Raw genomic sequence first — 22,604 nt, 5'->3', positions numbered from 1 at the left:
GAGTTTAGACCGAACCTATTTGCGCAAATTGGTCCAGATCTTGTTGTAAATTTCCACCACATCTGGCGGACAGGGCGGAACGAATTCCGCTGCCGGCGCGCCTGCCGGCGGATTTAGTTCCGGCGAATTGGCGAAATCCGGCTGCAGGAACTTGTGGCTGCCGGCAATGCCGTTGTCGTAACCGGCGAATTCCGAGATCAGCGCGGCGTTTTCCGGAGCCATGATAAAGTCCTGGAACAGCTTGGCATTGTCGAGGTTCTTGGCGCCCTTCAGCACCGCGACATTGTCCATCCAGCCCTCGATGCCTTCCTTGGGATAGGCGTATTTGATGGCCGGGATTTTCTGCCGCGAGCGATAGGTCGCGCCATTCCACTGCTCCGTCACGATCACGTCGCCGGAGGTGATCTTTGTGATGGTGTCGTAGCTGAAGGTCTTCCATGACGGCTTGGCGGCCGTCAGGATGTCGTTGACCTTCTTCAGATTAGCCTTGTCGGCACCGCAGCGCGGCACGCCGGCATAACGCTCGGCCGCATGCATGACGGTGTTGACATCGTCGAGCATATTGATCTGGCCCTTCAGTTCCGCCGGCGGGTCGAAGAGGATGGCCAGCGTGTCGATGTTGCCCTTGAACTTGTCTGTGTTGACCGCGAACGCCGTGGTGCCAAACTGCCAAGGCGCGGTGTAGTGGCGGCCGCTGTCCCAATAGATGTCGAGAAAACGCGGATCGATGTTCTTGCCGTTCGGCATCGCGTTGGGCTCTGTCTTTTCGAGCAGGCCTTCGTCGACCATGATCTTCACCGTGTAATCAGACGGCACCACGATGTCGTAACCGGAATTGCCGGCGCGCACCTTCGACAGCATGGTTTCGTTGGAATCATAGTCGTCCAGCGTAACCTTGATGTTGTACTGCTTCTCGAACTTTTCGATCAGCTTGGGATTGGTGTAGTCACCCCAGTTGTAGATATGCAGCTCGCCGTCGGCGAGCGCGGGCACCGCCCACAACAGCACGGCCGTCGAAACGGCAGCCATCAGTTTCCTAGACATTTTTTGTTCTCCTTTGCCTTCCCATTGATTCACTTGGCGCGTCGGCGCGCGATCAGGAACGATACCGAGACGAACAGGATCGAGACCAGCAGCAGGATGGTGGAGATGGCATTGATCTCCGGCGTCATCGGCCGCCTGATCTGGTTCCAGATGTAGAGAGGCAGGGTCGTCTGGCCGGGGCCGGCGACGAGCTGCGTGATGGTGAAATCGTCGAAGGAGACGATGAACGCGAGTGCCGCACCCGACATGATGCCGGGAACAAGCAACGGCAGCGTTATGCGCCGGAACGCGTGCCACGGCGTGGCGTAGAGATCGGCGGCGGCGTATTCGAGCGTCAGATCCATGTCCTCGAGACGCGCCCGGATCGGCATGTAGGCGAAGGGAATGCAGAACACACTATGGGCGAGGATCAGATTGCCGATGCCGAAATTCAGACCGAAGGCCCCGGCGATCAAGGCGAAGAAGGACAAGGTCGCCACTGCCGTGATGATCTCGGGAACCATCAGCGGCAGGTTGATGACCATGAAGGCGGCCGGCAGGCCACGCCACGGCTTCACCCGGGTCATGCCGATCGCCGCCAGCGTGGCGCAGATCGTCGAAACGATCGTTGCGCTCACCGAGATGATCAGCGTGTTCTCGGCGGCGTTGTGGAATTCCTCATTGAGCAGTGCGGTGCCGTACCAGCTCAGGCCGACGCCCTCCCAATGGGTGACGAGCGAACCCGTGTTGAACGAAAAAATCATCAGGATCAGGATCGGGACGTAAAGCACGGCAACGCAGATGATGGCGATCGTGCGGAACCCGGGCTGGTCCTTGATATCGACGTTGCGGGGATCAGCCATGCTGGATCTTCCCCGACGTGGTGCGAACATAGAAGTAGAGGGCGACCAGCACCGCGGCCATCAGGATCAGCGCTTGGGCGCAGCCGAGCGGCCAGTTGCGCCCGGAACCGAATTGCTGCGCGATGAGATCGCCGATCATCAGATGGATGCCGCCGCCAAGGATAAGCGGCGTCACATAGGCCCCGAGCGCGGGGATGAAGACGAGCAGACAGCCGGCAATGATGCCGGGCAGCGACAGCGGAATAATCACCCGCCAAAGAACTTGCCGGCGCGTCGCGTAGAGGTCATTGGCCGCCTCGACCAGCCGGAAATCCAGTTTTTCCAAGCTGGCATAGAGCGGCAGGATCATGAACGGCAGGAACGAGTAGAGCAGGCCGAGCTGGATAGCGAAGTTGGTGTAAAGCATGGTGATCGGCTTATCGATCACGCCAAGCCCGATCAGCAGGTTGTTGATGAGACCTTCGTCGCGGATGATGAACATGATGGCCAGCGTGCGCACCAGAAGGTTCGACCAGAACGGGATGGTGATCAGCAGCACCCACCAGTTGCGCTGCGCCGGCGTGCGCGTGGCCATGAAGTAGGCGGTCGGAAAACCCAGCAGCAGGCAGATGACCGTCGTCACCACGGCGAACAGAAACGAGCGCAGATAGATGATCAGGAAATCCGGCGTGAACTGCAGCGTGTCGTCGAAAATATCCTGCTGAAACAGGAAGTTAAGATAGGCGTCCGTCGAAAACTTCCATTGCACGCCGCCATAGGGCGCGGCCTGGAGAAACGAATAGACAAGGATGATCAGCAGCGGCAGCACGCCGAAAATCCCGATTACGATCAGCGCCGGCAAGGAAAGCAGGCGGTTGCGCCTGGCGCTTGCCTTCTCGGCCTTGGCCTCGAACAACGCGGCTTGGGAAAGCGCCATCGTCATCAATCCCTTAGTATCCGCGCGCCGTCGTCCTCGAACACGATGCCTACCTTGGCGCCCGTCTCGAATGTCACTGCGCCGGACCGGCTGTTCTGGTAACGCACGATGAAGTTGTCACCGCCATCGAGCTTGACGTGGTAGTGCGTGTCGGTTCCGAAATAGACGACATTCGCCAAGGTTCCTGAGACCGTGCTCTTGGACACATCGGCGATCAGATCCGCATGCTCGGGCCGCACCACGACCGTGACTGCGTCAGAGGGATCGAAGTTCTCCGGGAACCCTGCCGCCACGGTTGCGCCGGAGGCGAGCTTCACGGTGGCGACGCCCGATTTCTTCGACACCACGGTACCCTCGAGGAAATTGGTCTCGCCGATGAAGTCGGCGACAAAGCGTTCAGCCGGTCGGTCGTAGATGTCGCGCGGCGCGCCGACCTGCAGGATCTTGCCCGACGACATCACGGCGATACGGTCCGACATGGTCAGCGCTTCTTCCTGGTCGTGGGTGACGAAGATGAAGGTGATCCCGGTCTCGTGCTGCAGCCTCTTCAGCTCGATCTGCATTTCCTTGCGCAACTTGTAATCGAGCGCGGAGAGCGGCTCGTCGAGCAAGAGCACCTTCGGCTGTGGTGCGAGCGCCCGCGCCAGCGCCACGCGCTGTTGCTGCCCGCCGGAGATCTGACTGGTGCGGCGATTGCTCAGCGCTTCCATCTTGACCAGTTTCAGCATCTGGGCGACGCGCGCCGCAATCTCCGCCTTCGGCTTGCCCAGCATTTCCAGGCCGAAGCCGATATTGTCGGCCACCGTCATGTGGGGAAACAGCGCATAAGACTGGAAGACAGTGTTGACTGGCCGCTTGAACGGCGGCAGCGGCGCGATGTCCTGTCCGTAGAGCAGGATTTCGCCGGCACTCGGAAAATCAAAGCCGGCTATTAGCCGCAACAACGTCGTTTTTCCGCAGCCGGATGGTCCCAGCAGTGTGAAGAACTCATTCTCGCGGATCGATACCGAGACCTTGTCGAGGGCAGCGACCTGCCCCTCACCCGATCCGAAAATTTTGCTGACGTTAACTACTTCAATCGCATTCCGATCCGGTTTGTCCGGCACGATTACGCCTCACTGTTGACCCCGCTCTTGCTGGCGGAGTTTGTCCCCTGTTGGATGTGACCACACGGCCGGCAGGTTGGCAAGCCCGGCATTGAATCACAGTTCAGTTAGCAATCTTGGGCTAGCAAGCCCCATGCCACAGTCAGGCTTGGTAGGTGATTTTGCCGCCACAGATGGTCGTCACCGGCCGCACCGTATGTAACGCTTCCGGGGCAGTCCTCTCGATATCGGCCGACAAAACGACCAGATCCGCCAGATAACCCGGCTTCAGCACGCCTTTGCGGTGTTCCATGAATTCGCTGTAGGCGCCCTCGACCGTATAGCCGGCAAGCGCTTCATGCAGCGAGAAACTCTGGTCCGCCAGGCCCTCTGCCCAAGGTTTGCGCATCACCGCCGCTTGGATGCCCAGGATCGGGTCAACCGGCGAGACCGGCCAGTCGGAAGCGAACACGACGCGGGCGCCAGCATCCTTCAGTGTGCGCCAGGCATAGCTAAGCGGCCACCTTTCGCGACCGATGCGCGAAATCGTCGGCTCCAGCGGAAAATTCAAGGCGCCGGGCGGATGCGGCGGTTGCATCGAAGCGATGACGCCAAGTTCGGCGAACCGCGGTACATCCGTCGGGGTGATGACCTCGATATGCTCGACGCGGTGACGGCTGTCCCGCTTGCCGTTGTTCTCCTGCGCCGCCTGATAGCCGTCGAGCACCGCGCGGACTGCGCCGTCGCCGATAGAATGGACGGCGATCTGCAGGCCTCGGCGATCGGCCTCCACTGCCACCTCGACGAAGTGCTCGGGCGTGAACAATGGCTCGCCGCGCCAGCCGGGACGGTCGGCGTAGTCGTCGACCATCACGGCAGTCCAAGAATCGAGCACGCCGTCATAAAACACCTTGACCATGCCCGAGGACAGCCATTCGGAGTTATAGGTCGCGGCCATACCCGACGCTTTTTCAAGCATGGCCAGTGCCATGAAGTTCTTGAAATGGAACGGGATTTTGGTACGGCAAATGAGCCGCCCTTCCGCCTCCAGGCCGGCAAGCAGTTCAAGCTGGTAGAGGTTGCCATCCATGTTCTGGATCGACGTAATGCCATGCCTGGCGCACCATTCGAGACCGCGATGCATCAGATCGCGGTCGGCAGCCAATTCCTCGGCCGAAGGATAAGGCTCCGGCTCCATGCCAGTCAGGCCAAGCCGCGTGCGGTTCTGGCCAAAGAATTCCAGAATCGGACCGAATGCCTCACCTTCGCGCAATTCGCCCGAGGCCAGTCCGTCGGCGCCCATGACGATTTCGTTGCCCGGCCCCAATTGGCGGCCATGCAGAAGCCCGGCCTGCTCCAGCGCCTTGGTGTTCGCCCACATCGTATGATGGTCGGAAGCCGACATGACGAAGGGGCGGTCGAGAATGATGCGGTCGAGATGATGCCGCGTAACCGGCTCGGAAAGGACCGCATAGTCGACGCCAGCGCCGATCAGAAGCTTGGCATTGGGCCGCGCCGCGGCAAAGAACTGGATAGCATCCCGCAAGGCATCGAAGCCATGCACGCCAGCCAGATGCAGATTGTCGAGTTCAGCCGCGCCGCCGAACAGATGCATATGGGCTTCGATGAAACCGGGGATCACCGAACCGCCCTCGGCGTCGATGACCTTTGTACCCGTTCCCTTGAGCTCTTCGATTGCAGCACGGCTGCCAATGGCGATGATGGCGCCGTCCTTGACGGCAACGGCCTCGGCGGCGGGATTGTCGCCGTCCATGGTCAACACACGACCATTGATGACAATCAGGTCCGCATCATCCCCCGCATCCGTGACCGACATCGCAACTCCGCGCTTTTGACGACTGAAATGAGACTGGGCAAAACTCCGCGTCCAACGACCCGCCGCTACGGAGCGGCGCTATCGGACAATGAATGGCGCCAAGTACGCTGTCTTCGAAATTTCCCTTGTTATCCCTTGGGACAGCGTGGATAAAGAATGCGACTGATTATTCGCGTTTGTCAACATGCCGGATTTAGAATGTATTGTGGACAGCACGCCCCGCTTGTGTTGGGACCAGGCGGGGAACGAGGACATCAAGCAGTGAAGCGCAGTCTCGATCGCAAAACCAAAATAGCGCTCGAACCGCGCAAGCAACCGCGGCAGCAGCGGTCGAGCAAGGTGGTCGACCGCATTCTCGACGCGGCGCTGACCTTGACGCGCGAGCAAGGAACCAAGGCGCCGACGACGCTCGCCATAGCGCAGCGCGCCGGCCTGTCCGTCGGTTCGGTCTACCAGTACTTCCCCAACAAGGAGGCCATTCTTCTGGATCTCGCCCGGCGCTGGCTGTCATCCTTTCCCGAGGTGATCGCGAGGCGCATCAAGGTCGCGCCGCCTACCAACCGCGAAGAGTTTCGGCGGGAAGTGCGCAAGCTCTTCATCGACACGTCCAGGATCTATCTCGACAACGCCACCCTGATGCCGGTGATCGAGGCGATATCCGGCAATGCCGATCTCAGGCCTATCCAGGACGCATATGACGAGGAGATCGTCGCCCTCTATGCCGCATGGCTGCGGCATGTGAACCCGGCCCTCGAAGACAAGATCGCCAAGCGGCTTGGCCTGGTGATGATGGAAGTCGGGCACGCCTGCCGGCTTGTCGGGATGAAAAGAGATCGCAGGACGTACGACCTCATCGAGGACGATGTCGAAACCATGTGGCTCGCTTTGGTGAGCCCCTACCTCAACCTTGACTGACCAGTTTCAATGAGATTCCGGACGGAAACCGCTTTCTGGAATTGCCTTAGCTACGCATTTCGAGAGGAATTTCATGAAGACTGTCTATTCGCCCCTTCATGCCGGTCATGCCGGACAGATGGAACTGGTCACCTCGGCCATCGTGCCCGGTTTTGAAAAGCCCTCGCGGGCGGAGTTCATCAAGGCGCGGGTCGAAAGCGAGAAGCTCGGGCCGATCCTCGCGCCGGTCGAGCATGACCTTGCCGCCGCCAAGCGTGTTCACAGGGCCGACTTCATCGACTTCCTGCCGACCGTCTGGCCGCAATGGATCGCCNCTTGCCGCCGCCAAGCGTGTTCACAGGGCCGACTTCATCGACTTCCTGCCGACCGTCTGGCCGCAATGGATCGCCGAGGGTCATGCGGGCACGGCGATGCCCTTCACCTGGCCGACGCGCGGCCTGCGCGGCGACGTGCCGCCCAAGCGCATCGACGCCCTGCTCGGCTATTATTCCTTCGACGGCGGCGCCACCTTCGTCGAGGGCACCTGGGCCGCGATCAAATCGTCCTTTGACGTCGCGCTGACCGCCGCCGGCCTCGTCAAGGACGGCGAGAGGTCGGCCTTCGCGCTTTGCCGTCCGCCCGGCCACCATGCCGGGGCCGGCTTCATGGGCGGCTATTGCTACATCAACAACGCGGCGGTCGCCGCGCAATGGTTCCGCGACCAGGGCGCAAAACGTGTCTCGATCCTCGACGTCGACTATCACCACGGCAACGGCACGCAGGAGATCTTCTATGACCGCGCCGACGTACAGGTTCTCAACTTGCACGGCGATCCGATGGTCGAGTACCCGTTCTTCCTCGGCCATGCCGATGAGCGTGGCGCGGGTGCTGGCGAAGGTTTCAACATCAACTATCCCATGCCCTTCGGCACCGGTTGGGATGCCTGGAATGTGTCGCTGGAGGACGCCTGCGCCAGGCTCGCCGCCTACGCTCCCGACATCGTTGTCGTCTCGCTCGGCGTCGACACTTTCGAAAAGGACCCGATCAGCCAGTTCAAGCTGAAAAGCCCGGATTATCCGAAGATCGGCCAGCGCATCGCCAAGCTCGGCCTGCCGACGCTGTTCGTCCAGGAAGGCGGCTATGCCGTCGAGGAGATCGGTATCAATGCCGTCGGCGTGCTGACCGGGTTCGAGGATCGGTAGAGGGTCGTCCAGAAAGCGACTGCGGGGAGGACGGACAAAGGAAGGGTAGCGGCAGCCGCCCGTTTTTGGACCCAGAGGCGCCGCGTAAGCCCATCGCAAGAATTATGACCGGCCTGCGCGGCTCGATTTCCGGGCCCCGGAAATGCAAAGAAATTGGCCGCTGAGTCGCAGTCCGAGTCCACCGGATTCGATTTTGTCAAATCGCGTTTGATGTCGGATTCATCTGCGGGTAGATTAGACCCGAATCAGCCGGTCCTCGGGGGCACGGCGACCACCCAAAGTCTCACGTTCCGGAATTTTTCCGGCGCCAGACGCGGATGTCTCGCGTTCCCTGAATGGATTCCGTCTGGTTGGGCGCGGCCCCGCGCCTCGTGTGTGTCTCGTAAAAGTAACGCGTTTTCGGGTTCGGCGGCTGGCACTCCAGCAGCCGGGCATCAGAATTGATTCCGACCAAAAGCAGCAGATGAGCAGTCCCGCCGCGCCTCTTCAATCCGACACATTGGGCTCGCGCCTGACGTCGCGCGGTGATCTCACCTCCTTCTTCATGGAGCTAACCGCCGAGATCGGCGCCGACAGCTACATGCTGGTCGCCATCGTCCATGATCAGGACCGCAACGATGCGCGTATCGTCTCTTCGAACTGGATCTTCGACGCCATCGAGTTGATCGGCAAGCGGCTGATCGCCGGCCTTGCCCAGGGCCCGCTCACCGCCGCACCCGGTATCCGTCCGACGCCGCTGGTGGCGGCCCAGGCGCCGAATTCCGGTGGACTGGTCTCGGGCGAAGAGGCTCGGCTCCTCGACGTGCTCGGCCATGCCGAGGTCTATTCACTGCGGCTGAATGTCGGCCGTCAGCGCCTCTTCGCCTTGTTCTCGGCGGCGGCCGCCGGCCGGATCGACCAGCCGGCGCTGATGAAGGCGCAGCTGAAATGCTGCTACGCGCTTTCGCACATCCCGCAGTTGATCGCCGCCGCGGCGATGCAGGATCCGCTGTCGGACCGCGAGCGCGAATGCCTGTTCTGGGTCTCGGAAGGCAAGACCACCGACGAGGTGGCGGTGATCCTTGGCGTCTCGTCCAACACGGTCAACAGCTACATCACCCACGCCATCCAGAAATTCGCGGCCTCGAACCGTGCGATGGCCATCGCCACGGCGATCAGGAGTGGCATCATTTGAAACACGCCGACATCAAGGACGCCGCGGAGGCCCTTTTCAACGAGCAGCGCAGCCCGTTCGGTGCCTTCTCGCTGGGATCCGAAACACATCACGCCGTCACCATTCCCGATGCGGTGCGCCGCTGCCGCTGGATCTCAGTCGACATCAATGCCTCCGCCTTCGGCCTGTTCTTCGTCAGCCCGTCGCCGGAGCGAGCGCGGCTGGTCCCGTGCTTTGATTCAGATTATCCCGGCGTCGCGGTGGCGACCAAATTCATTTCAGGCGCCAATGGCGAGGACATCGTTCGCCATAGCCGGATTTCGACCGAGCCGCGCTGGTGGACGGATGACGGCGTGGCGGCCATGGCCGACATGTTCGGCAGTCTCGCCTGGACCGGACAGATGGCGCCGCTGACACCCGGGTCGAGCGGCATTGCCTTCCCCGTCCATGCCGATCGCGGTCAGTGCGGTCTTGTCGTCTTCCTGGGATCGGAGATCGCGCTGCCGCAGGATGCGCTCTACGAAATTCACGCCCGCTGCTTCTCGCTGTTCGCCGCCGTCGCGCGGATGCGTCCGGGCGACGTCGGCAGAATGCGCTCGATCTCCAAGCGCGAGCTCGAATGCCTGAAGCTGACCGCCAACGGCAACACCAGCGAGGAGATCGCGCGGCTCCTGAAACTGTCGGTGCACACCGCCAACCAGTACCTCACCCAGTCGACCCAAAAGCTCAATGCGGTCAACCGCAACCAAGCGGTCGCCAAGGCGTTGCGGCTGGGGCTTATCGAGTAGCCGCTCCCGGCTGAAGGAAGCGCTTTAGAACGCCAGCGGTTCGACCTTGCGGATGCGGGCCTGTTCGATCACCGCCTCCAGCAGCGCCGTATTGTGCCCGGGGTCTTCGCCCGGCTTTTCGAACGACACGTAATTGACCAGGACCGTGCTGCCGGTCTCGCTCAGCGTCAGCTGGAAATAGACGGTCACGCCGGGCGGCCTGAGTTCCAGATCGAGCACGATGCGCGGGCTGCCGCTCCAGTCGACATGCGCCTCGCCGCCATGACCGAGCCTAAGCGTACCCGGCATGAAGAACAGCTCCGCCGCTGAATCGACCAGATCCGACAGGCAGGCGAAATGCTCCAGCCGGATGAAGGCGATATAGTCGGCGACGTCGATCAGTCTGAGCTCCACCACCACCTGTTCGATGGCGCTGGCGACGATGATCTCGCGGGATTTTGCGTGCGGTTGCCGGTTCATGAAATCTGTCTGCGCTCAGCCTTTTTCGAGTAGACGATCCGCACCAGTTCGGCGACGGCCTGGTAGAATTGTGACGGGATCACATTATCGACCGAAACTTGCTTGTACATGGAGCGGGCGAGCGCCACGTCCTCGAAGATCGGGATGTTATGCTCCTTGGCGATTTCGCGGATTTTCAGTGCCACCAGATCCTGCCCCTTCGCTACGACCAGCGGCGCCGAATCTTCGTCGCGCACATATTTCAGCGCGATCGAGAAATGGGTCGGGTTGGCGATAACAAGCGTCGCGCGCGGCACCGCCGTCATCATCCGCTTGCGCGCGCGGTCGCGCGCCAACGAACGCAGCCGCGACTTGACGATCGGGTCGCCCTCCGACTGCTTGAACTCGTCCTTGACCTCCTGCTTGCTCATGCGCAGGTCCTGCTTCCAGTGAAAGCGCGACCAGACGATGTCGATCGCCGCGATCAGTCCCATGACGAAGACGATCGCCACCAGTATGTCGACGGCGATGCCGCGGATGACGAGGCCAAACGTGACGGGATTGGTGATCATCCCGGCAAGCAGCTTGCGGTGGTCCTCCGACAGCGTGAAGATGAGCACGGTGGTGGCAAAACCGACTTTTGCCAGCGACTTCAAAAACTCGACCCAGCCCTGGGCGCCGAACATCCGGTTCCAGCCCTTGACGATCGAGATGCGTGACATTTGCGGCCTGATCCGCTCGCCGACGAATTGCGGCATGTTCTGCAGCACCGAGGCGCCGATGCCGGCAACCGTCAGCAGCACCAGCAGGCTGAGTAAGGCGCGGCCCACCTCCAGCATGACAAGTTTGTAGAGGGCGATGACATCGGTCTCGGTGTCCATCGGCCATGCCTCGGGTTTCTCGAGGAACATCGACAGGAACATGCCGAGCTCGACAATCGCGTCCTTGGCATAAAAGACCGTGAACACCAGTATGGCGACGAAGGAGGCGAGGATCGCGGTTTCCCTCGAATGGGGCAGCTTGCCCTGTTCGATGGTGTCGCGGATTTTCTTTTCGGTCGCCTCTTCGGTTTTCGAATCCTTGTCGACGGCGTCGGACATGCCTTAGGCGGCGTTCTGCGTCGAGGGAAGTTCGAAAGCCCCTTCGCGCGACAGGCGGATGGTGGTCGTCACGATCGTCTTGCGCGCGGCCATGATGTCGGCGGCCGGGACACCCTCCGAGCCTTGCCCGAGTTCGGCCTCGATCATGCGCCGCGAGCGCGCGCCGATCGCCGACAGCACCGCCTCGGCCAGTGCCGCCGACGTGCCGCGCAGCGCCAGCGTGACAAGCTCGGTCGACAGCCCGTCGAACAAAAGCACGCGCGCCTTCTGGGTGAGCAGCGGCAGGTCGTCGAAAGCGAACAGCCTGGCACGGACACCGTCGAGGTCGGGCGTGCCGGCGGCTTCGAGATCCTGCATGACCTCCTCAAGCAGGGGCTTTTCCAGCTCGTTGAGCACGCTGGCGACGCGCGCCTGCCCGGCCGAAGTGTCCTTGGTCGAGGTATCCGACAGCACGCTGGCGCGCAGCCGGTTCTCGACGATCCTGGTGGCGGCGGCCGGAACATTGGCCATCGTCACCATGCGCTTGATGATCTCGCCGCGCATCGGCTTCGTCAGCGTCAAAAGCACACTCGCCGCCGCCTGCGGCGCCAGTTTCGACAGCACCATGGCCGCCGTCTGCGGGTGTTCGCCCGCCAGGAAGGCGCCCAGCCGCGAGGGTTCCAGCTTTTCGAGATCGGGCCAGATCGGCGGCGGCCCTTCAGGCGCGACTTCGACTTTCTTGTCGCCCATGATGGCGCTCATCTCTTCGGGCGAGAGAGACTCGTTGAGAATGGTGTCCATCCTGTCGGCGGAATCGAGCAGGCCCGCGCCCTCGGTGAACTCGGCCTCGAATTCGGCGACGATGCGCTCGAGATCGCTCTGCGGTATGGTCCTGAGCAGCCGCGCGCCCTCGATGAGCGCCTTCAGCTCTTCCTGCTTGAAGAATTTCAACAGGCGGCTGGCGGACGGTTTGCCCATCGCCACCAATATGGCTGCCGCCTTCTGCGCCCGCGTCAGGGTCGTCAGCGGCGTCGTCATGCCTTTCGCCTCCGCTGCCACCGGCGAGCTCCGCGATCCATGTCTAGGCGCCTTTCGTGCCGGCGATGATTTCGGTCAGCCTGATGCCAAAGCGCGAAGGGTCGCTTTCGAGCACCGTGATCTCGCCGCGCGCGATTTTGCGGCCGTTCACCACGACATCGACCGGCTCGCCGATGCGGCGATTGAGCGCGACCGTCGACCCCTTTTGCAGCGCCATCAGATCGGCAACCGCCATCTCGGTGCTGCCGAGGATGATCTGGACATCGACGGGGATGTTCATGATGACGCTCGAATTGGCTCCCGCGGCGGCCCGGAACGCGGCATCGGGGCGCTGCTCTTCTTCGTGCAGGACCCCGCGCAATTCCTCGATGGCGCGATCGAGCTGCTCGTCGGGCTGGTCGAGCTCTGCTTCTACCTTGGTCTTGGCCATGCGTCGTCTCCAAAAGCTCAGGCGCGCCCGGCACCAGCCGGCATGAGCCCATCGATGAAATCCTGCCCGGCATCGAAGGGATGCCTGATTCGGACGGTGTAATTCTGCCCCAGTTTGCCGAACTCGCATACGAACAGCGTCTGGCCGCGTGCGCCGAGGCGAGCCCGCGATTGTGCCGTCTCTTCGAAGTCGATGACCTGGCCCACTTCGAGGTTGGCGAGGTCGCCCAGCGTCAGCCGCGCCAGCGGCATGGTGGCTTCGAGCGCTACGGTCGAGCGCATCACCTCTTCCGAAAAGCGTGCCCGCCAACTGGTTCCATGATCGTCCTCGCTGATGCTGGCCGTGGCATCGCGGCCTGCCAGAACGATGCGCTGCGGCATCGTCACGGTGATCGAACCGCTGTCGACCGGCGTCGAGATGCCAAGGACGATGCGGATCGCGGCACCGTCGCGCAACACGTGCCGCCTGGCCTCGATCCCCGACATGGCGCGCGGTGCGGGCAGCCGCAGTTCGAGCGAGCGCCGCCCCGATCCATTCAGCGCCTGCGCCACTTCCTGGAGCACCATGGTCGAGACGTCGGCCTCGATCGACGACAGTTCGCGCTCGATCGGCGACACCGGCATATCCGGGTCGCCGCCGAACAGGGTGGAGACCATGATCGCGATTGCGGGAGCATCCATGACGAGTGTCATCGCGTCCGAGGACGCCGGCGAGCCGACGACGGTCATCGCGAAATTGTCACCGGCGCGCGAGCGCGCCTCCGGGACGCGGCTGACCTCGACGGCCTTGAGGTCGACAATCACGGGAATGCCGAGCTCGCCCGAGAGCCCCTTCTGCAGCAGCGGCACGGCGCGTTCGGCCATGGCACGGCCGGCGGCGACGACCTGATCGGTCTCACCGCTGTCGCCGACCAGACGCTCGATGATCAACGAACGCGCCTGCGAGGGGCTGCCCGGACTCGTCATGACAGTTTTGGCACCGATCTGTCGCGCATCGCTCAGGCGGCCTTCTTCTCGGCGCTGCCGGTGTTCATGGTGCTCTGTTCGACGGCGTCGATGGTCGGCCGTTCATAGGAGGAGATGGTCTTACGGCCGAACTCGATCGCCACCTGCGGCAGCGCGCCGTTCATGTAGGCGAGCAGCGTCTGCTTGACGATGATGTAGAGGCGGTTCTTCTTCTCGCGCACCGTCTTGATCTTGGTGGCGACAGGTCCGACCACCGCATAGGACAGGAAGATGCCGAGAAAGGTGCCGACCAGCGCTGCGCCGATCAGGCCGCCGAGGATTTCCGGCGACTGGTCAAGCGCGCCCATCGCCTTGACCACGCCGAGCACGGCGGCGACGATGCCGAGCGCCGGCAGGCCGTCGCCGACCGCGACCAGCGCGTGATAGGCCTTCATCTTGTCGGATTTGATGGTCTGGATTTCCTCGTCCATCAGCGCCTCGATCTCGTGTGAGCGGGCATTGCCGATGATGATGATGCGGCAGTAGTCGCAGATGAAATTCATCAAATCGTGATTCTTGAGCACGGTAGGAAAGGCCTGGAAGATCGCCGACTCCTCCGGATTGTCGATATGCGCCTCGACCTCGCTGCGCGACTTGGAGCGCAACTCGCGCATCAGGCTGTGCAGCACGCCGAGCGTTTCCAGATAGTCCTGCTCCTTCGGAACCGCCTGTTTGAAGGCCTCCAGAATGCCCTTGCCGGTATCCTTGACCGTCTTCATCGGATTGGCGACCAGGAAGGTGCCGAGTGCGGCGCCGCAGATGACCACGGCTTCCCATGGCTGCACCAGCACGTGCAGATGCCCGCCCATGGCCATGAAGCCGCCTAGGACGCAGCCAAGCGTCACCACAAGTCCAATCAGAATGCCCACGACCGGTCCTTCCGCATTTCACGTCCGACAAGGGATAGTCCCCGTGCCTTGTGTGAGGCTTGAATTCGAGCCGCCATGGAACGAAAGTTGGCGATTCAGTTTCGCGCAAGGAAGTGAGCTTATTGTGCTGGCATAGCTTCGGCCGGAGGCGCGTCCTTGCTCAGTACCTATACCAGCTACCAGTTGATCACCAAAGACATCAACAAGTCGATCGACCGCATCGAGCAACAGCCGACGGTCGACCGCGATACCCGATATTATCTCGCCAACATCACCAAGGTGAAATCGATCGACGATTTCGTCAAAAATGATCGGCTGTTCAAATACGCCATGAAGGCCTACGGCCTGGAGAACATGGACTACGCCAAGGCGTTCATGGTGAAGGCGCTCAAGGAAGGCGTCTCAGATCCCGACAGTTTTGCCAACAAACTGACCGACAAGCGCTACGCCGCGTTCGTCAGCGCCTTCAATTTCGCCGCCAACGGCCCCAATGCGACGATCTACAACAAGGCGCAGCAGTTGGTGACCAAGAACTATGCCACGCAGGCGCAGATCGCCGGCCTCGACCCGAATTCGGACTATGTGAAGGGCGAGACGACATATTATCTCGCCAACATTACCAAGGTGAAATCCGTTGACGACCTGATCTCGAACAGCCGGCTCTACACCTACGCGCTGGCAGCGTTCGGTCTCGATTCGGCGACGGAGAACAAGGATCTCATCAAGCAGGTCTTGCAAGGTGGCGTGCGCGACCCCAACAGCGTCGCCAACAAGCAGACGGATCCGGCTTACGCGGCACTGGCCTCAGCCTTTAACTTCGAGCAGTACGGCGAGAACGCCACCACCATCAATCCGGCGCAGCAGCCGACCGTCGACAAATACATGCGCCAGACGCTGGAAGAGGATGCCGGCCAGACCAATGAGGGCGTGCGGCTGGCGCTCTACTTCCAGCGCAAGGCGCCCGACATCACCAGTTGGTACGACGTACTCGCCGACACGGCGCTTGCCAGCGTGGTGCGTACCGCGCTTGGGCTCCCCGATTCCTTCGCCACCGCCGACATCGACAAGCAGGCGCAGTTGTTTGGGCAGAAGCTCGACATCTCGGATTTCAGGGACCCGGTCAAACTGAACAAGTTCCTGACCCGCTTCACCAGCATGTACGAGATCAACAACCCGACATCGACGGCCGTGACATCGGTCAGTGTGCTGTTCGCGCAACCCGTCACATCGGGCATCTCCACCGACCTGATGATGGCCATGCAGAGACTGAAGTTCTGATCATGCGAGACAGTCTCTACGTCGCCCTCTCCGCGCAGATAGCCCTCGAGCGCCGGCTCGACACGATCGCCGACAACGTCGCTAACGCCAGCACCGTCGGCTTTCGCGCCACCGGCGTGAAGTTCGAGGACGTGGTGTCTGGCGCAGGGCAGAAGTCGGTTTCGTTCGCCTCCTCCGGCAAGACCTTTCTGTCGGGGGCTCACGGCGCCATGACGGAGACCGGCAGCCCGTTCGATTTCGCCATCCAGGGCGACGCCTGGTTCGCCATCGACACGCCAGTGGGCACCGTCATGACCCGCGACGGCCGTTTCTCGATGAACGAGAATGGCGAGCTGATGTCGGTCGAGGGCCATCCCGTTCTCGACGCCGGCGGGGCGCCGATCCAGCTCGATCCCCGCAACGGTCCGCCCAAGGCCGGTGCCGACGGCTCGCTGCGCCAGAACGAACAGCTCGTCGGCTCGATCGGCCTCTACAATTTCGACCCGGGCGAGAATTTCGTGCGCTACGGCAATTCCGGCATTGTGCCCGCACGCACGCCCGAACCGGTCACCGACCGCTCCGACATCGGCGTCGCCCAGGGTTTCCTCGAGGAATCCAACGTCAATCCCGTGCTGGAAATGACCCGGCTGATCATGGTCCAGCGCGCCTTCGAGAACACTGCCGCGCTGATGCGGCAGACCGATTCCTCCGCCGAGGAGGCGATAAAGACGCTCGGCTCGAAGTCGTAGCATGTCGTCAGAGCAGCCAGCCCTCCGCGCACCCGAAAGACAGCTCCAGCCGGCGCCGCTGGATCGGCTTGCCGCTTTGGAACGAATTATAAGGCGCTTTGGCGACAGCGACGGGCTGGTCAAGCGCGGCGGGCTCGTCACCGAAGTCACTTCAACGCATTACAAGGTGCGCGGCCTTTCCGATTTCACCAGGCTGGGTGACATCGTCGAGCAGCGCGGCCAGTCCGGCTCGCGCCGCGGCGAGATCGTCAAGATCAGCCGTGACGAGGTTGTGATCGCCCCCTTCGAACGCAGCGCCGACGCCGGCATCGGCGATGCCGTGTTCCGGAGGGGTCCGCTCGCGGTGGCGCCGCATGCCTCATGGCGCGGCCGCGCCATCGACGCGCTCACCCGGGCAATCGACGGTGGCCCGCCCTTGGTCAGGGGTGACGACATGTCGGCTATCGCCGCGACACCCGGCGCCATGGCGCGGCAGCGCGTCGGAACCGCCTTCATGACCGGCGTCAAGGTCATCGACATCTTCACGCCGCTCTGCTTCGGCCAGCGCATGGGGGTCTTCGCCGGATCGGGCGTCGGCAAGTCGACACTGCTTGCCATGCTCGCCGGCGCCGACGCGTTCGACACCGTCGTCGTGTCGCTGATCGGCGAACGCGGCCGCGAGGTCCGCGAATTCCTCGAGGATACGATCGGCGACAGCATGGCCAAGACAGTGGCCGTCGTCGCCACCAGCGACGAGAGCGCCATGATGCGCCGGCGCGCGCCCGACACCGCCATGCGCGTCGCCGAGCATTTTCGCGACCAGGGCCACCGTGTGCTGCTGGTGCTTGATTCGATCACCCGCTTCGCTCACGCCCTGCGCGAGGTGGCGACGGGAACAGGGGAGCCGCCGGTTGCCCGCGGCTATCCCGCCTCGGTCTTCACCGAACTGCCCAAGTTGCTCGAGCGCGCCGGGCCTGGAACCGAAGGCCCAGGATTGGAAGGCAAGGGATCGATCACGGCCATCATTTCCGTGCTGGTCGACGGCGATGATCACAACGATCCGGTCGCCGATTCGGTGCGCGGCATCCTCGACGGCCATGTCGTGCTCGACCGCGCGATCGCCGAACAGGGCCGCTATCCGCCCGTCAATCCGCTGTCGTCCATCTCGCGACTGGCCGGCAAGGCCTGGAGCGTCGAGCAGCGAGCCCTAGTGACGCGGCTGAAGTCGATGATATCCCGCTTCGAGGACACGCGCGACATCCGGCTGCTCGGCGCCTATCAGGGCGGCGTCGACGCTGAGCTCGACATGGCCGTGCGCCAGGTGCCCGTCATCTATGAGGCGCTGACGCAATCGCCCAGGGACCGTCCGTCCGCCGATCCGTTCTCCGATCTTGCCCGCCATCTCAAGGGAAAGCAGAATGCCGAACCAGGAGACTGAACGCCAATACACCGAGCGCCTCCTGAACGAGATGATCGCCGAAGCGAACGCCGCGGAGCAGGCTCGAGCGGAGGAGGCCAGGGTCGCCAGGGCAAACGCCGCCGGCGCCATGGCTGCCCGGACCGCGCTTGTTCTGGCCAGGGCCGTGAAGCCGGCTCTCCCCAGATCCGAGCCTTTTCCGGCCCGGACCGCCAAGCCCCGTATGAATTCCCTTCCCCGCGAGGCTGCCGATTTGGCGCAAGCCAGTCGTGAATCGCTGATCGACGGCCTGTTTGCCGCCGGCGAATGGCCGCAGCCGCCAAAGCCGCAATTCCCCAGACTGGGCAAGAAGAAGGCGGACCGTCGCAGCGACATCGTCATCGCCGCGCTCGGCATCGCGCTCGGCCTGACCTGCGCCCTGTTTCCCTGGTACATCTTCTTTAACCAGGACCAGTTCGGCGTGCAGGCGATCAAGTTCGGCGGCACCGGCACCAATTCGGGACGTGCGGGGGGTGGCGTGGTCGCCGAGCGCAGCGCGCCGCTGACCGACAGGGACGTTCCCAATGCCGATGTTGATCTGCTTGCCACCGGCACGGTGCAAGACGATTCCAAAACGCAGCCGCCCGGCGAGCAGCCCTTCCCCGCCGATATCGGGAAGTTCCGCATGGTCCATGTCGCCAATGGCCGCGCCATGATCGAGGACGACACCGGCCTGTGGATGGTCCAGCGCGGTTCGACGCTGCCGGATTCCAGCAAGGTATCGGCGATCGAGCAGCGCAACGGCAAATGGGTCATGCTCACCAGCGCCAACCATGTGATCGAGCTGTCCAGATAAGCCGCCACGACCGATCGCAAGGTCCGCGCAAGACTGGCGTCCTAGTCTTTGGGCATATGCCCGGAGATTCCCATGGAGCCTGTTTCCCTTTTCGATCTTGCCGCCAAGCAAGCGCAGTGGCTGTCCGTGCGTCAGTCGGCGGTCGCCGGCAACATCGCCAATGCCAACACGCCGGGCTACACGGCAAACGATGTCGAGCCGTTCGAGAAGGTGCTCGACCGCACCGCGGTGTCGCTCCAGATCACCGAGCCCGGCCATCTTGGCACCGCGGCGACCAATGCCGGCTTCTCCATCAAGCCGCAGGAAGACGACGGGGTGGTCATGCCCTCCAAGAACACGGTCGTGCTTGAAGACCAGCTTCTCAAGGCCGGCGAGGTGCGCCGCTCCTTCGAACTCAACACGGCCATCGTCAAGGCATTCCACTCAATGATGATGATGGCGGTGAAGAGCTGACCATGGACGCACTGACCGCAGCCCTCAAAGTCGCAGCATCAGGCCTTGGCGCTCAGTCCGAGCGCCTGCGCGTGGTTTCGGAAAACCTCGCCAACGCCCAGTCGACAGGCACGACGCCGGGCGCCGACCCGTATCGCCGCAAGACCATCAGCTTCGTCTCCGAACTCGACCGGGCCTCCGGCAGCTCGACGGTGGAGGTGAATTCGATCGACCGCGACCCCAGCAATTTTCCCGTCGAATTCCAGCCGGGTAACGAGGCCGCCGACGACAAGGGCTACGTCAAGATGCCCAATGTGAACGTGCTGATCGAGATGGCCGACATGACCGAGGCCAACCGCTCCTACGAGGCCAACCTGCAAGTCGTGAAGCAGGCGCGTGATCTCATTTCAATGACCATCGACCTGATGAGGAATCAATGATCGTCAACGGCATAGGCGCGCTTAACCTGAAGCCTGGGCTGGGCGATACAGCCACCGATCTGCTGCAGGGTGGCGTTGCGCCGGCGGCATCGGGCAACCTTGGCACCTCCTTCGCCGAAGCGGTGAGCCAGGCTGCCTCCAAGACCGTCAGCACCATGCAGAATGCCGAGCAGGTGTCGACGCAGGCGCTCAAGGGCGAGGCCGACACCCGCCAGGTGGTCGATGCCGTGATGAGCGCCCAGCAGGCGCTGCAGACCGCCGTCGCCATCCGCGACAAGGTGGTCTCGGCCTATCTCGAAGTCAGTCGCATGGGCATCTGAGGAGCAGGCCATGAAAGCACTCGCCATCGCCGCCACCGGCATGAATGCCCAGCAGACCAATCTGGAGGTCATCGCCAACAACATCGCCAACATCAACACCACGGGCTACAAGCGCGCGCGCGCCGAATTCTCCGACCTGCTCTACCAGGTCGACCGTACGCAAGGCGTCCCCAACCGCTCCAACGCCTCGCTGGTGCCGGAAGGCGTGTCGATCGGTCTCGGTGTCAAGACGACCGCCGTGCGCAACGTCCACACCCAGGGCGAACTGACCAGCACCGGCAACAGTTTCGACATGGCGCTGACCGGCAGGGGCTGGTTCCAGATCGAGGGCGCCGATGGCGGCACGCTCTACAGCCGCGCCGGCGCCTTCAACACCAACGCCACCGGCCAGTTGGTGACGGTGGACGGCGCCAGTGTCATTCCGGCCATCACCGTACCGACCAATGCGGTCGAGGTGATCGTCAACAAGACCGGCCAGGTCTTTGCCCGCATCGACGGCCAGACCAACCTGCAGACTCTCGGCCAGCTTCAGATCGCCAACTTCGCCAACGAGGCAGGCCTGGCACCGCTCGGCGACAATTTGTTCCAGGAAACGACAGCCTCCGGCCCTGCCAATGTCGGCGTGCCCGGCGATCCCGGCTTCGCCACCATCCAGCAAGGCTATCTCGAGGCTTCCAACGTCGACCCGGTCAAGGAGATCACCGAGCTGATCTCGGCGCAGCGCGCCTATGAGATGAATTCCAAGGTGATCCAGGCCGCCGACGACATGGCCTCCGTCGTCTCCAAGAACATCAGGTAACGGATGATGGCCATGCCGATCTCCTGCTCCGCATTCCGCCGCTCCGCGCTGTTCCTTGCGCTGGTGGCCGGCGGCATGCCGGCTTTCGCCCAGGACTCGGCCAACCAGATCGCCAGCAACCAACCTGCTGGCGAGGTCGTGCTGATCCCCAACCGGGTCATTTATCCCGGCGAGACTATCGAACTCGCCGCCCTGAAGCAGGTCACTCTGATCCCCGGCAAGCACAAGCCCGATGCTGTTGCGACCCGTTCCGAGGAACTGCAGGGCAAGATCGCCAAGCGCACGCTGCTTCCCGGCCGCTACATTCCTTCAGCCGCGGTTCGTGAGGCCTGGCTGGTCGAGCAGGGTGCCGCCGTGCAGGTCTACTTCGTCGCCGGCGGGCTGACGATCACGGCCACCGCCGTGACCTTGCAGCCGGGCTCGGCGGGCGATTTCATCAAGGTCCGCAACAGCGACAGCGGCAAGATACTCTCCGGCACGGTGATGGCCGACGGCACCATCCAGGTCGGCGCTTCATGATGCGCCCTTTTGCCCTCCTGCTCGCGGCGGCCCTTGGCCTGCAGCCGGCGCTGGCCGATGGCTTGACGCCCAAGGCCAAGCGCGAACTCGCCGCCAGGAATGGCGGTGTCTACGACGATCCGGAATATGATCCCGCCACCACCACGCGGATGTTCCGCGTATCGCCCGGGCCGAGTTCACTGCCGCCAGGCCAGGTCGCCTCGCGCATCAAGGACATCGCGCAGCTGCAGAGCTCGCGCGACAACCAGCTCGTCGGCTACGGCCTCGTCATCGGGCTGGCCGGATCCGGCGACAGCCTGCGCAATTCGCCATTCACCGAACAGTCGATCCGCGCCATGCTCGAAAATCTCGGCATCGCCACCGAAGGCGGCAGCGCACGCGCAAAGAACGTCGCCGCCGTCATCGTCACCGCCAATATGCCGCCCTATGTGCAGTCCGGCGCCCGCATCGACATCGACGTCTCCTCGATGGGCGACGCCACCTCGCTTGCCGGCGGCACGCTGATCATGACGCCGCTGAAGGCGGCGGACGGCGAGATTTACGCGGTCGGCCAGGGCGCGGTGATCGTCTCCGGCTTCACTGCCCAGGGCCAGGCCCAGCAATTGACGCAAGGCGTACCGACCGCCGGCCGGGTGCCGAACGGGGCCATAGTCGAGCGGCAGGTGAAGGCTGAGTTCGATGACCAGTCGACGCTGACGCTGCAATTGCGCAATCCCGATTTTTCGACCGCCATCCGCATCGCAGACGCGATCAACGACTACACCGCCCAGCGCTTTGGCATGCGCGTGGCCGCGGAGCGCGATTCCCGCACCGTGCAGATCAGGCGGCCGAAGAGCGTTTCGGCGGCCCGCTTCTATGCCGAGATCGAGAATCTGGTGGTCGAGTCCGACACGCCGGCCCGCGTCGTCATCGACGAGCGCACCGGTACCATCGTCATCGGCAACGACGTCAAGATCTCACGTGTCGCCATCAGCCACGGCACACTGACGGTGCGCATTACGGAAGCGCCGCGCGTCGTGCAGCCCGAACCCTTCTCGAAGGGCGAAACCGCCGTCGAACCGTTCACAGCCATCGATGCCAGCCGGCCCAACGCCCGCGTCGCCGTGCTCGACGGGCCCGACCTGCAAACTCTCGTTTCCGGCCTCAACCGTCTCGGCGTCAAGCCGGACGGCATCATTGCCATCCTGCAAGGCATCAAGTCGGCCGGCGCCTTGCAAGCCGATCTGGTTCTCCAATAG

The 22,604-nt window shown here is 62.9% G+C and carries 24 protein-coding genes and 1 pseudogene; 14 read left to right on the top strand and 11 right to left on the bottom strand.

The genetic code is table 11. From position 1 onward, the window contains the following. Positions 1-15 precede the first annotated feature (15 nt). From X739_RS156620 to X739_RS156640, 5 genes are all read right to left on the bottom strand, one after another. Entirely contained in the window at positions 16-1,044 is a 1,029-nt protein-coding gene (locus tag X739_RS156620; RefSeq protein ID WP_023770428.1) for an extracellular solute-binding protein, read from the bottom strand. Positions 1,045-1,073: 29 nt separating this feature from the next. Further along, a complete protein-coding gene (locus X739_RS156625; RefSeq protein WP_023770429.1) occupies positions 1,074-1,886 on the bottom strand; it encodes an ABC transporter permease in 813 nt (270 codons plus the stop codon). Continuing rightward, on the bottom strand, positions 1,879-2,808 hold the full coding sequence (locus X739_RS156630) for an ABC transporter permease (RefSeq protein WP_023770430.1): 930 nt from the start codon (positions 2,806-2,808) through the stop codon (positions 1,879-1,881). Before X739_RS156630 ends, X739_RS156625 begins: the two co-directional genes overlap by 8 nt. Continuing rightward, entirely contained in the window at positions 2,808-3,908 is a 1,101-nt protein-coding gene (locus X739_RS156635) for an ABC transporter ATP-binding protein (RefSeq protein WP_023770431.1), read from the bottom strand. The genes X739_RS156630 and X739_RS156635 overlap by 1 nt, the downstream gene beginning before the upstream one ends. A 142-nt stretch (positions 3,909-4,050) precedes the next feature. Then, positions 4,051-5,724, bottom strand: a complete 1,674-nt coding sequence (locus X739_RS156640; RefSeq protein WP_023793958.1) for an amidohydrolase — start codon at positions 5,722-5,724, stop codon at positions 4,051-4,053. 261 nt (positions 5,725-5,985) lie between these two features. On the opposite strand from X739_RS156640, the gene X739_RS156645 reads away from it, so the two are divergent. From X739_RS156645 to X739_RS156655, 4 genes and pseudogenes are all read left to right on the top strand, one after another. Then, complete coding sequence (locus X739_RS156645; RefSeq protein ID WP_023770433.1) at positions 5,986-6,639, top strand: TetR/AcrR family transcriptional regulator; 654 nt, start codon at positions 5,986-5,988, stop codon at positions 6,637-6,639. Positions 6,640-6,712: 73 nt separating this feature from the next. Continuing rightward, positions 6,713-7,820: pseudogene (locus tag X739_RS01000000165915) on the top strand (histone deacetylase family protein). A 463-nt stretch (positions 7,821-8,283) separates the two neighbouring features. Then, positions 8,284-8,994 (top strand): helix-turn-helix transcriptional regulator, encoded by a 711-nt coding sequence (locus X739_RS156650; RefSeq protein ID WP_023770435.1) that lies wholly within the window; start codon positions 8,284-8,286, stop codon positions 8,992-8,994. Then, positions 8,991-9,761 carry a helix-turn-helix transcriptional regulator gene (locus X739_RS156655; RefSeq protein ID WP_023770436.1) on the top strand — a complete coding sequence of 257 codons (771 nt, stop codon included), beginning with the start codon at positions 8,991-8,993 and terminating at the stop codon, positions 9,759-9,761. Before X739_RS156650 ends, X739_RS156655 begins: the two co-directional genes overlap by 4 nt. A gap of 24 nt (positions 9,762-9,785) precedes the next feature. Here the strand turns inward: X739_RS156655 and X739_RS156660 are convergent, their stop codons facing one another. Genes X739_RS156660 through motA form a run of 6 tightly spaced genes read right to left on the bottom strand, consistent with a single transcriptional unit; the run spans position 9,786 to position 14,619 of the window. After that, entirely contained in the window at positions 9,786-10,220 is a 435-nt protein-coding gene (locus X739_RS156660; protein ID WP_015315925.1) for a hypothetical protein, read from the bottom strand. Continuing rightward, positions 10,217-11,299, bottom strand: coding sequence for a flagellar biosynthesis protein FlhB (gene flhB / locus X739_RS156665; RefSeq protein ID WP_023770437.1), 1,083 nt, complete (start codon positions 11,297-11,299; stop codon positions 10,217-10,219). The genes X739_RS156660 and flhB overlap by 4 nt, the downstream gene beginning before the upstream one ends. Before the next feature lie 3 nt (positions 11,300-11,302). Continuing rightward, on the bottom strand, positions 11,303-12,316 hold the full coding sequence (locus X739_RS156670; protein WP_023770438.1) for a flagellar motor switch protein FliG: 1,014 nt from the start codon (positions 12,314-12,316) through the stop codon (positions 11,303-11,305). Positions 12,317-12,359: 43 nt separating this feature from the next. Then, positions 12,360-12,746: a flagellar motor switch protein FliN gene (gene fliN, locus X739_RS156675; protein ID WP_015315922.1), complete on the bottom strand. Its 387-nt coding sequence runs from the start codon at positions 12,744-12,746 to the stop codon at positions 12,360-12,362. Between the two features lie 17 nt (positions 12,747-12,763). Then, positions 12,764-13,711: a FliM/FliN family flagellar motor switch protein gene (locus tag X739_RS156680; RefSeq protein ID WP_023770439.1), complete on the bottom strand. Its 948-nt coding sequence runs from the start codon at positions 13,709-13,711 to the stop codon at positions 12,764-12,766. 32 nt (positions 13,712-13,743) lie between these two features. Continuing rightward, positions 13,744-14,619: a flagellar motor stator protein MotA gene (gene motA / locus X739_RS156685; protein ID WP_015315920.1), complete on the bottom strand. Its 876-nt coding sequence runs from the start codon at positions 14,617-14,619 to the stop codon at positions 13,744-13,746. Between the two features lie 156 nt (positions 14,620-14,775). Here motA and X739_RS156690 point away from each other — a divergent pair, with 156 nt between their 5' ends. The 10 genes from X739_RS156690 (at position 14,776) to X739_RS156735 (ending at position 22,604) form a co-directional block, all read left to right on the top strand. Further along, positions 14,776-15,897: a DUF1217 domain-containing protein gene (locus tag X739_RS156690; RefSeq protein WP_023770440.1), complete on the top strand. Its 1,122-nt coding sequence runs from the start codon at positions 14,776-14,778 to the stop codon at positions 15,895-15,897. Between the two features lie 2 nt (positions 15,898-15,899). Next, on the top strand, positions 15,900-16,625 hold the full coding sequence (gene flgF, locus X739_RS156695; RefSeq protein ID WP_023770441.1) for a flagellar basal-body rod protein FlgF: 726 nt from the start codon (positions 15,900-15,902) through the stop codon (positions 16,623-16,625). Between the two features lies 1 nt (position 16,626). Then, a complete protein-coding gene (gene fliI, locus X739_RS156700) occupies positions 16,627-18,042 on the top strand; it encodes a flagellar protein export ATPase FliI (RefSeq protein ID WP_023770442.1) in 1,416 nt (471 codons plus the stop codon). After that, positions 18,023-18,856 carry a hypothetical protein gene (locus tag X739_RS156705; protein WP_023770443.1) on the top strand — a complete coding sequence of 278 codons (834 nt, stop codon included), beginning with the start codon at positions 18,023-18,025 and terminating at the stop codon, positions 18,854-18,856. Before fliI ends, X739_RS156705 begins: the two co-directional genes overlap by 20 nt. A 72-nt stretch (positions 18,857-18,928) precedes the next feature. Continuing rightward, positions 18,929-19,309 carry a flagellar basal body rod protein FlgB gene (flgB, locus tag X739_RS156710; RefSeq protein WP_015315915.1) on the top strand — a complete coding sequence of 127 codons (381 nt, stop codon included), beginning with the start codon at positions 18,929-18,931 and terminating at the stop codon, positions 19,307-19,309. 2 nt (positions 19,310-19,311) lie between these two features. Further along, complete coding sequence (gene flgC / locus X739_RS156715) at positions 19,312-19,728, top strand: flagellar basal body rod protein FlgC (protein WP_015315914.1); 417 nt, start codon at positions 19,312-19,314, stop codon at positions 19,726-19,728. Beyond that, positions 19,725-20,048 carry a flagellar hook-basal body complex protein FliE gene (locus tag X739_RS156720; RefSeq protein WP_023770444.1) on the top strand — a complete coding sequence of 108 codons (324 nt, stop codon included), beginning with the start codon at positions 19,725-19,727 and terminating at the stop codon, positions 20,046-20,048. Before flgC ends, X739_RS156720 begins: the two co-directional genes overlap by 4 nt. A 10-nt stretch (positions 20,049-20,058) precedes the next feature. Next, the gene (flgG, locus tag X739_RS156725; RefSeq protein WP_023770445.1) at positions 20,059-20,847 is read left to right on the top strand and encodes a flagellar basal-body rod protein FlgG; all 789 of its coding nucleotides are present in this window, start codon (positions 20,059-20,061) and stop codon (positions 20,845-20,847) included. Positions 20,848-20,853: 6 nt separating this feature from the next. Next, positions 20,854-21,366 carry a flagellar basal body P-ring formation chaperone FlgA gene (gene flgA / locus X739_RS156730; RefSeq protein WP_023770446.1) on the top strand — a complete coding sequence of 171 codons (513 nt, stop codon included), beginning with the start codon at positions 20,854-20,856 and terminating at the stop codon, positions 21,364-21,366. Next, complete coding sequence (locus X739_RS156735) at positions 21,363-22,604, top strand: flagellar basal body P-ring protein FlgI (protein WP_023770447.1); 1,242 nt, start codon at positions 21,363-21,365, stop codon at positions 22,602-22,604. Before flgA ends, X739_RS156735 begins: the two co-directional genes overlap by 4 nt.

The sequence above is a fragment of the Mesorhizobium sp. LNHC209A00 genome, assembly GCF_000502915.1.
In the GTDB taxonomy this organism is placed as follows: domain Bacteria; phylum Pseudomonadota; class Alphaproteobacteria; order Rhizobiales; family Rhizobiaceae; genus Mesorhizobium.
This window is presented reverse-complemented; position numbering and strand designations above follow the sequence as displayed.

Excerpts from the sequence above, each read along its gene's own strand:
- X739_RS156670 (WP_023770438.1), bottom strand. The coding sequence starts at position 12,316 with ATGACGACGCCGCTGACGACCCTGACGCGGGCGCAGAAGGCGGCAGCC.
- flgC (WP_015315914.1), top strand. The coding sequence starts at position 19,312 with ATGGACGCACTGACCGCAGCCCTCAAAGTCGCAGCATCAGGCCTTGGC.
- X739_RS156640 (WP_023793958.1), bottom strand. The coding sequence starts at position 5,724 with ATGTCGGTCACGGATGCGGGGGATGATGCGGACCTGATTGTCATCAAT.
- X739_RS156620 (WP_023770428.1), bottom strand. The coding sequence starts at position 1,044 with ATGTCTAGGAAACTGATGGCTGCCGTTTCGACGGCCGTGCTGTTGTGG.
- flgG (WP_023770445.1), top strand. The coding sequence starts at position 20,059 with ATGAAAGCACTCGCCATCGCCGCCACCGGCATGAATGCCCAGCAGACC.
- X739_RS156720 (WP_023770444.1), top strand. The coding sequence starts at position 19,725 with ATGATCGTCAACGGCATAGGCGCGCTTAACCTGAAGCCTGGGCTGGGC.
- X739_RS156650 (WP_023770435.1), top strand. The coding sequence starts at position 8,284 with ATGAGCAGTCCCGCCGCGCCTCTTCAATCCGACACATTGGGCTCGCGC.
- flhB (WP_023770437.1), bottom strand. The coding sequence starts at position 11,299 with ATGTCCGACGCCGTCGACAAGGATTCGAAAACCGAAGAGGCGACCGAA.
- flgF (WP_023770441.1), top strand. The coding sequence starts at position 15,900 with ATGCGAGACAGTCTCTACGTCGCCCTCTCCGCGCAGATAGCCCTCGAG.
- X739_RS156660 (WP_015315925.1), bottom strand. The coding sequence starts at position 10,220 with ATGAACCGGCAACCGCACGCAAAATCCCGCGAGATCATCGTCGCCAGC.
- flgB (WP_015315915.1), top strand. The coding sequence starts at position 18,929 with ATGGAGCCTGTTTCCCTTTTCGATCTTGCCGCCAAGCAAGCGCAGTGG.
- flgA (WP_023770446.1), top strand. The coding sequence starts at position 20,854 with ATGGCCATGCCGATCTCCTGCTCCGCATTCCGCCGCTCCGCGCTGTTC.
- X739_RS156735 (WP_023770447.1), top strand. The coding sequence starts at position 21,363 with ATGATGCGCCCTTTTGCCCTCCTGCTCGCGGCGGCCCTTGGCCTGCAG.
- X739_RS156680 (WP_023770439.1), bottom strand. The coding sequence starts at position 13,711 with ATGACGAGTCCGGGCAGCCCCTCGCAGGCGCGTTCGTTGATCATCGAG.
- X739_RS156705 (WP_023770443.1), top strand. The coding sequence starts at position 18,023 with ATGCCGAACCAGGAGACTGAACGCCAATACACCGAGCGCCTCCTGAAC.
- fliN (WP_015315922.1), bottom strand. The coding sequence starts at position 12,746 with ATGGCCAAGACCAAGGTAGAAGCAGAGCTCGACCAGCCCGACGAGCAG.
- fliI (WP_023770442.1), top strand. The coding sequence starts at position 16,627 with ATGTCGTCAGAGCAGCCAGCCCTCCGCGCACCCGAAAGACAGCTCCAG.
- X739_RS156630 (WP_023770430.1), bottom strand. The coding sequence starts at position 2,808 with ATGACGATGGCGCTTTCCCAAGCCGCGTTGTTCGAGGCCAAGGCCGAG.
- X739_RS156625 (WP_023770429.1), bottom strand. The coding sequence starts at position 1,886 with ATGGCTGATCCCCGCAACGTCGATATCAAGGACCAGCCCGGGTTCCGC.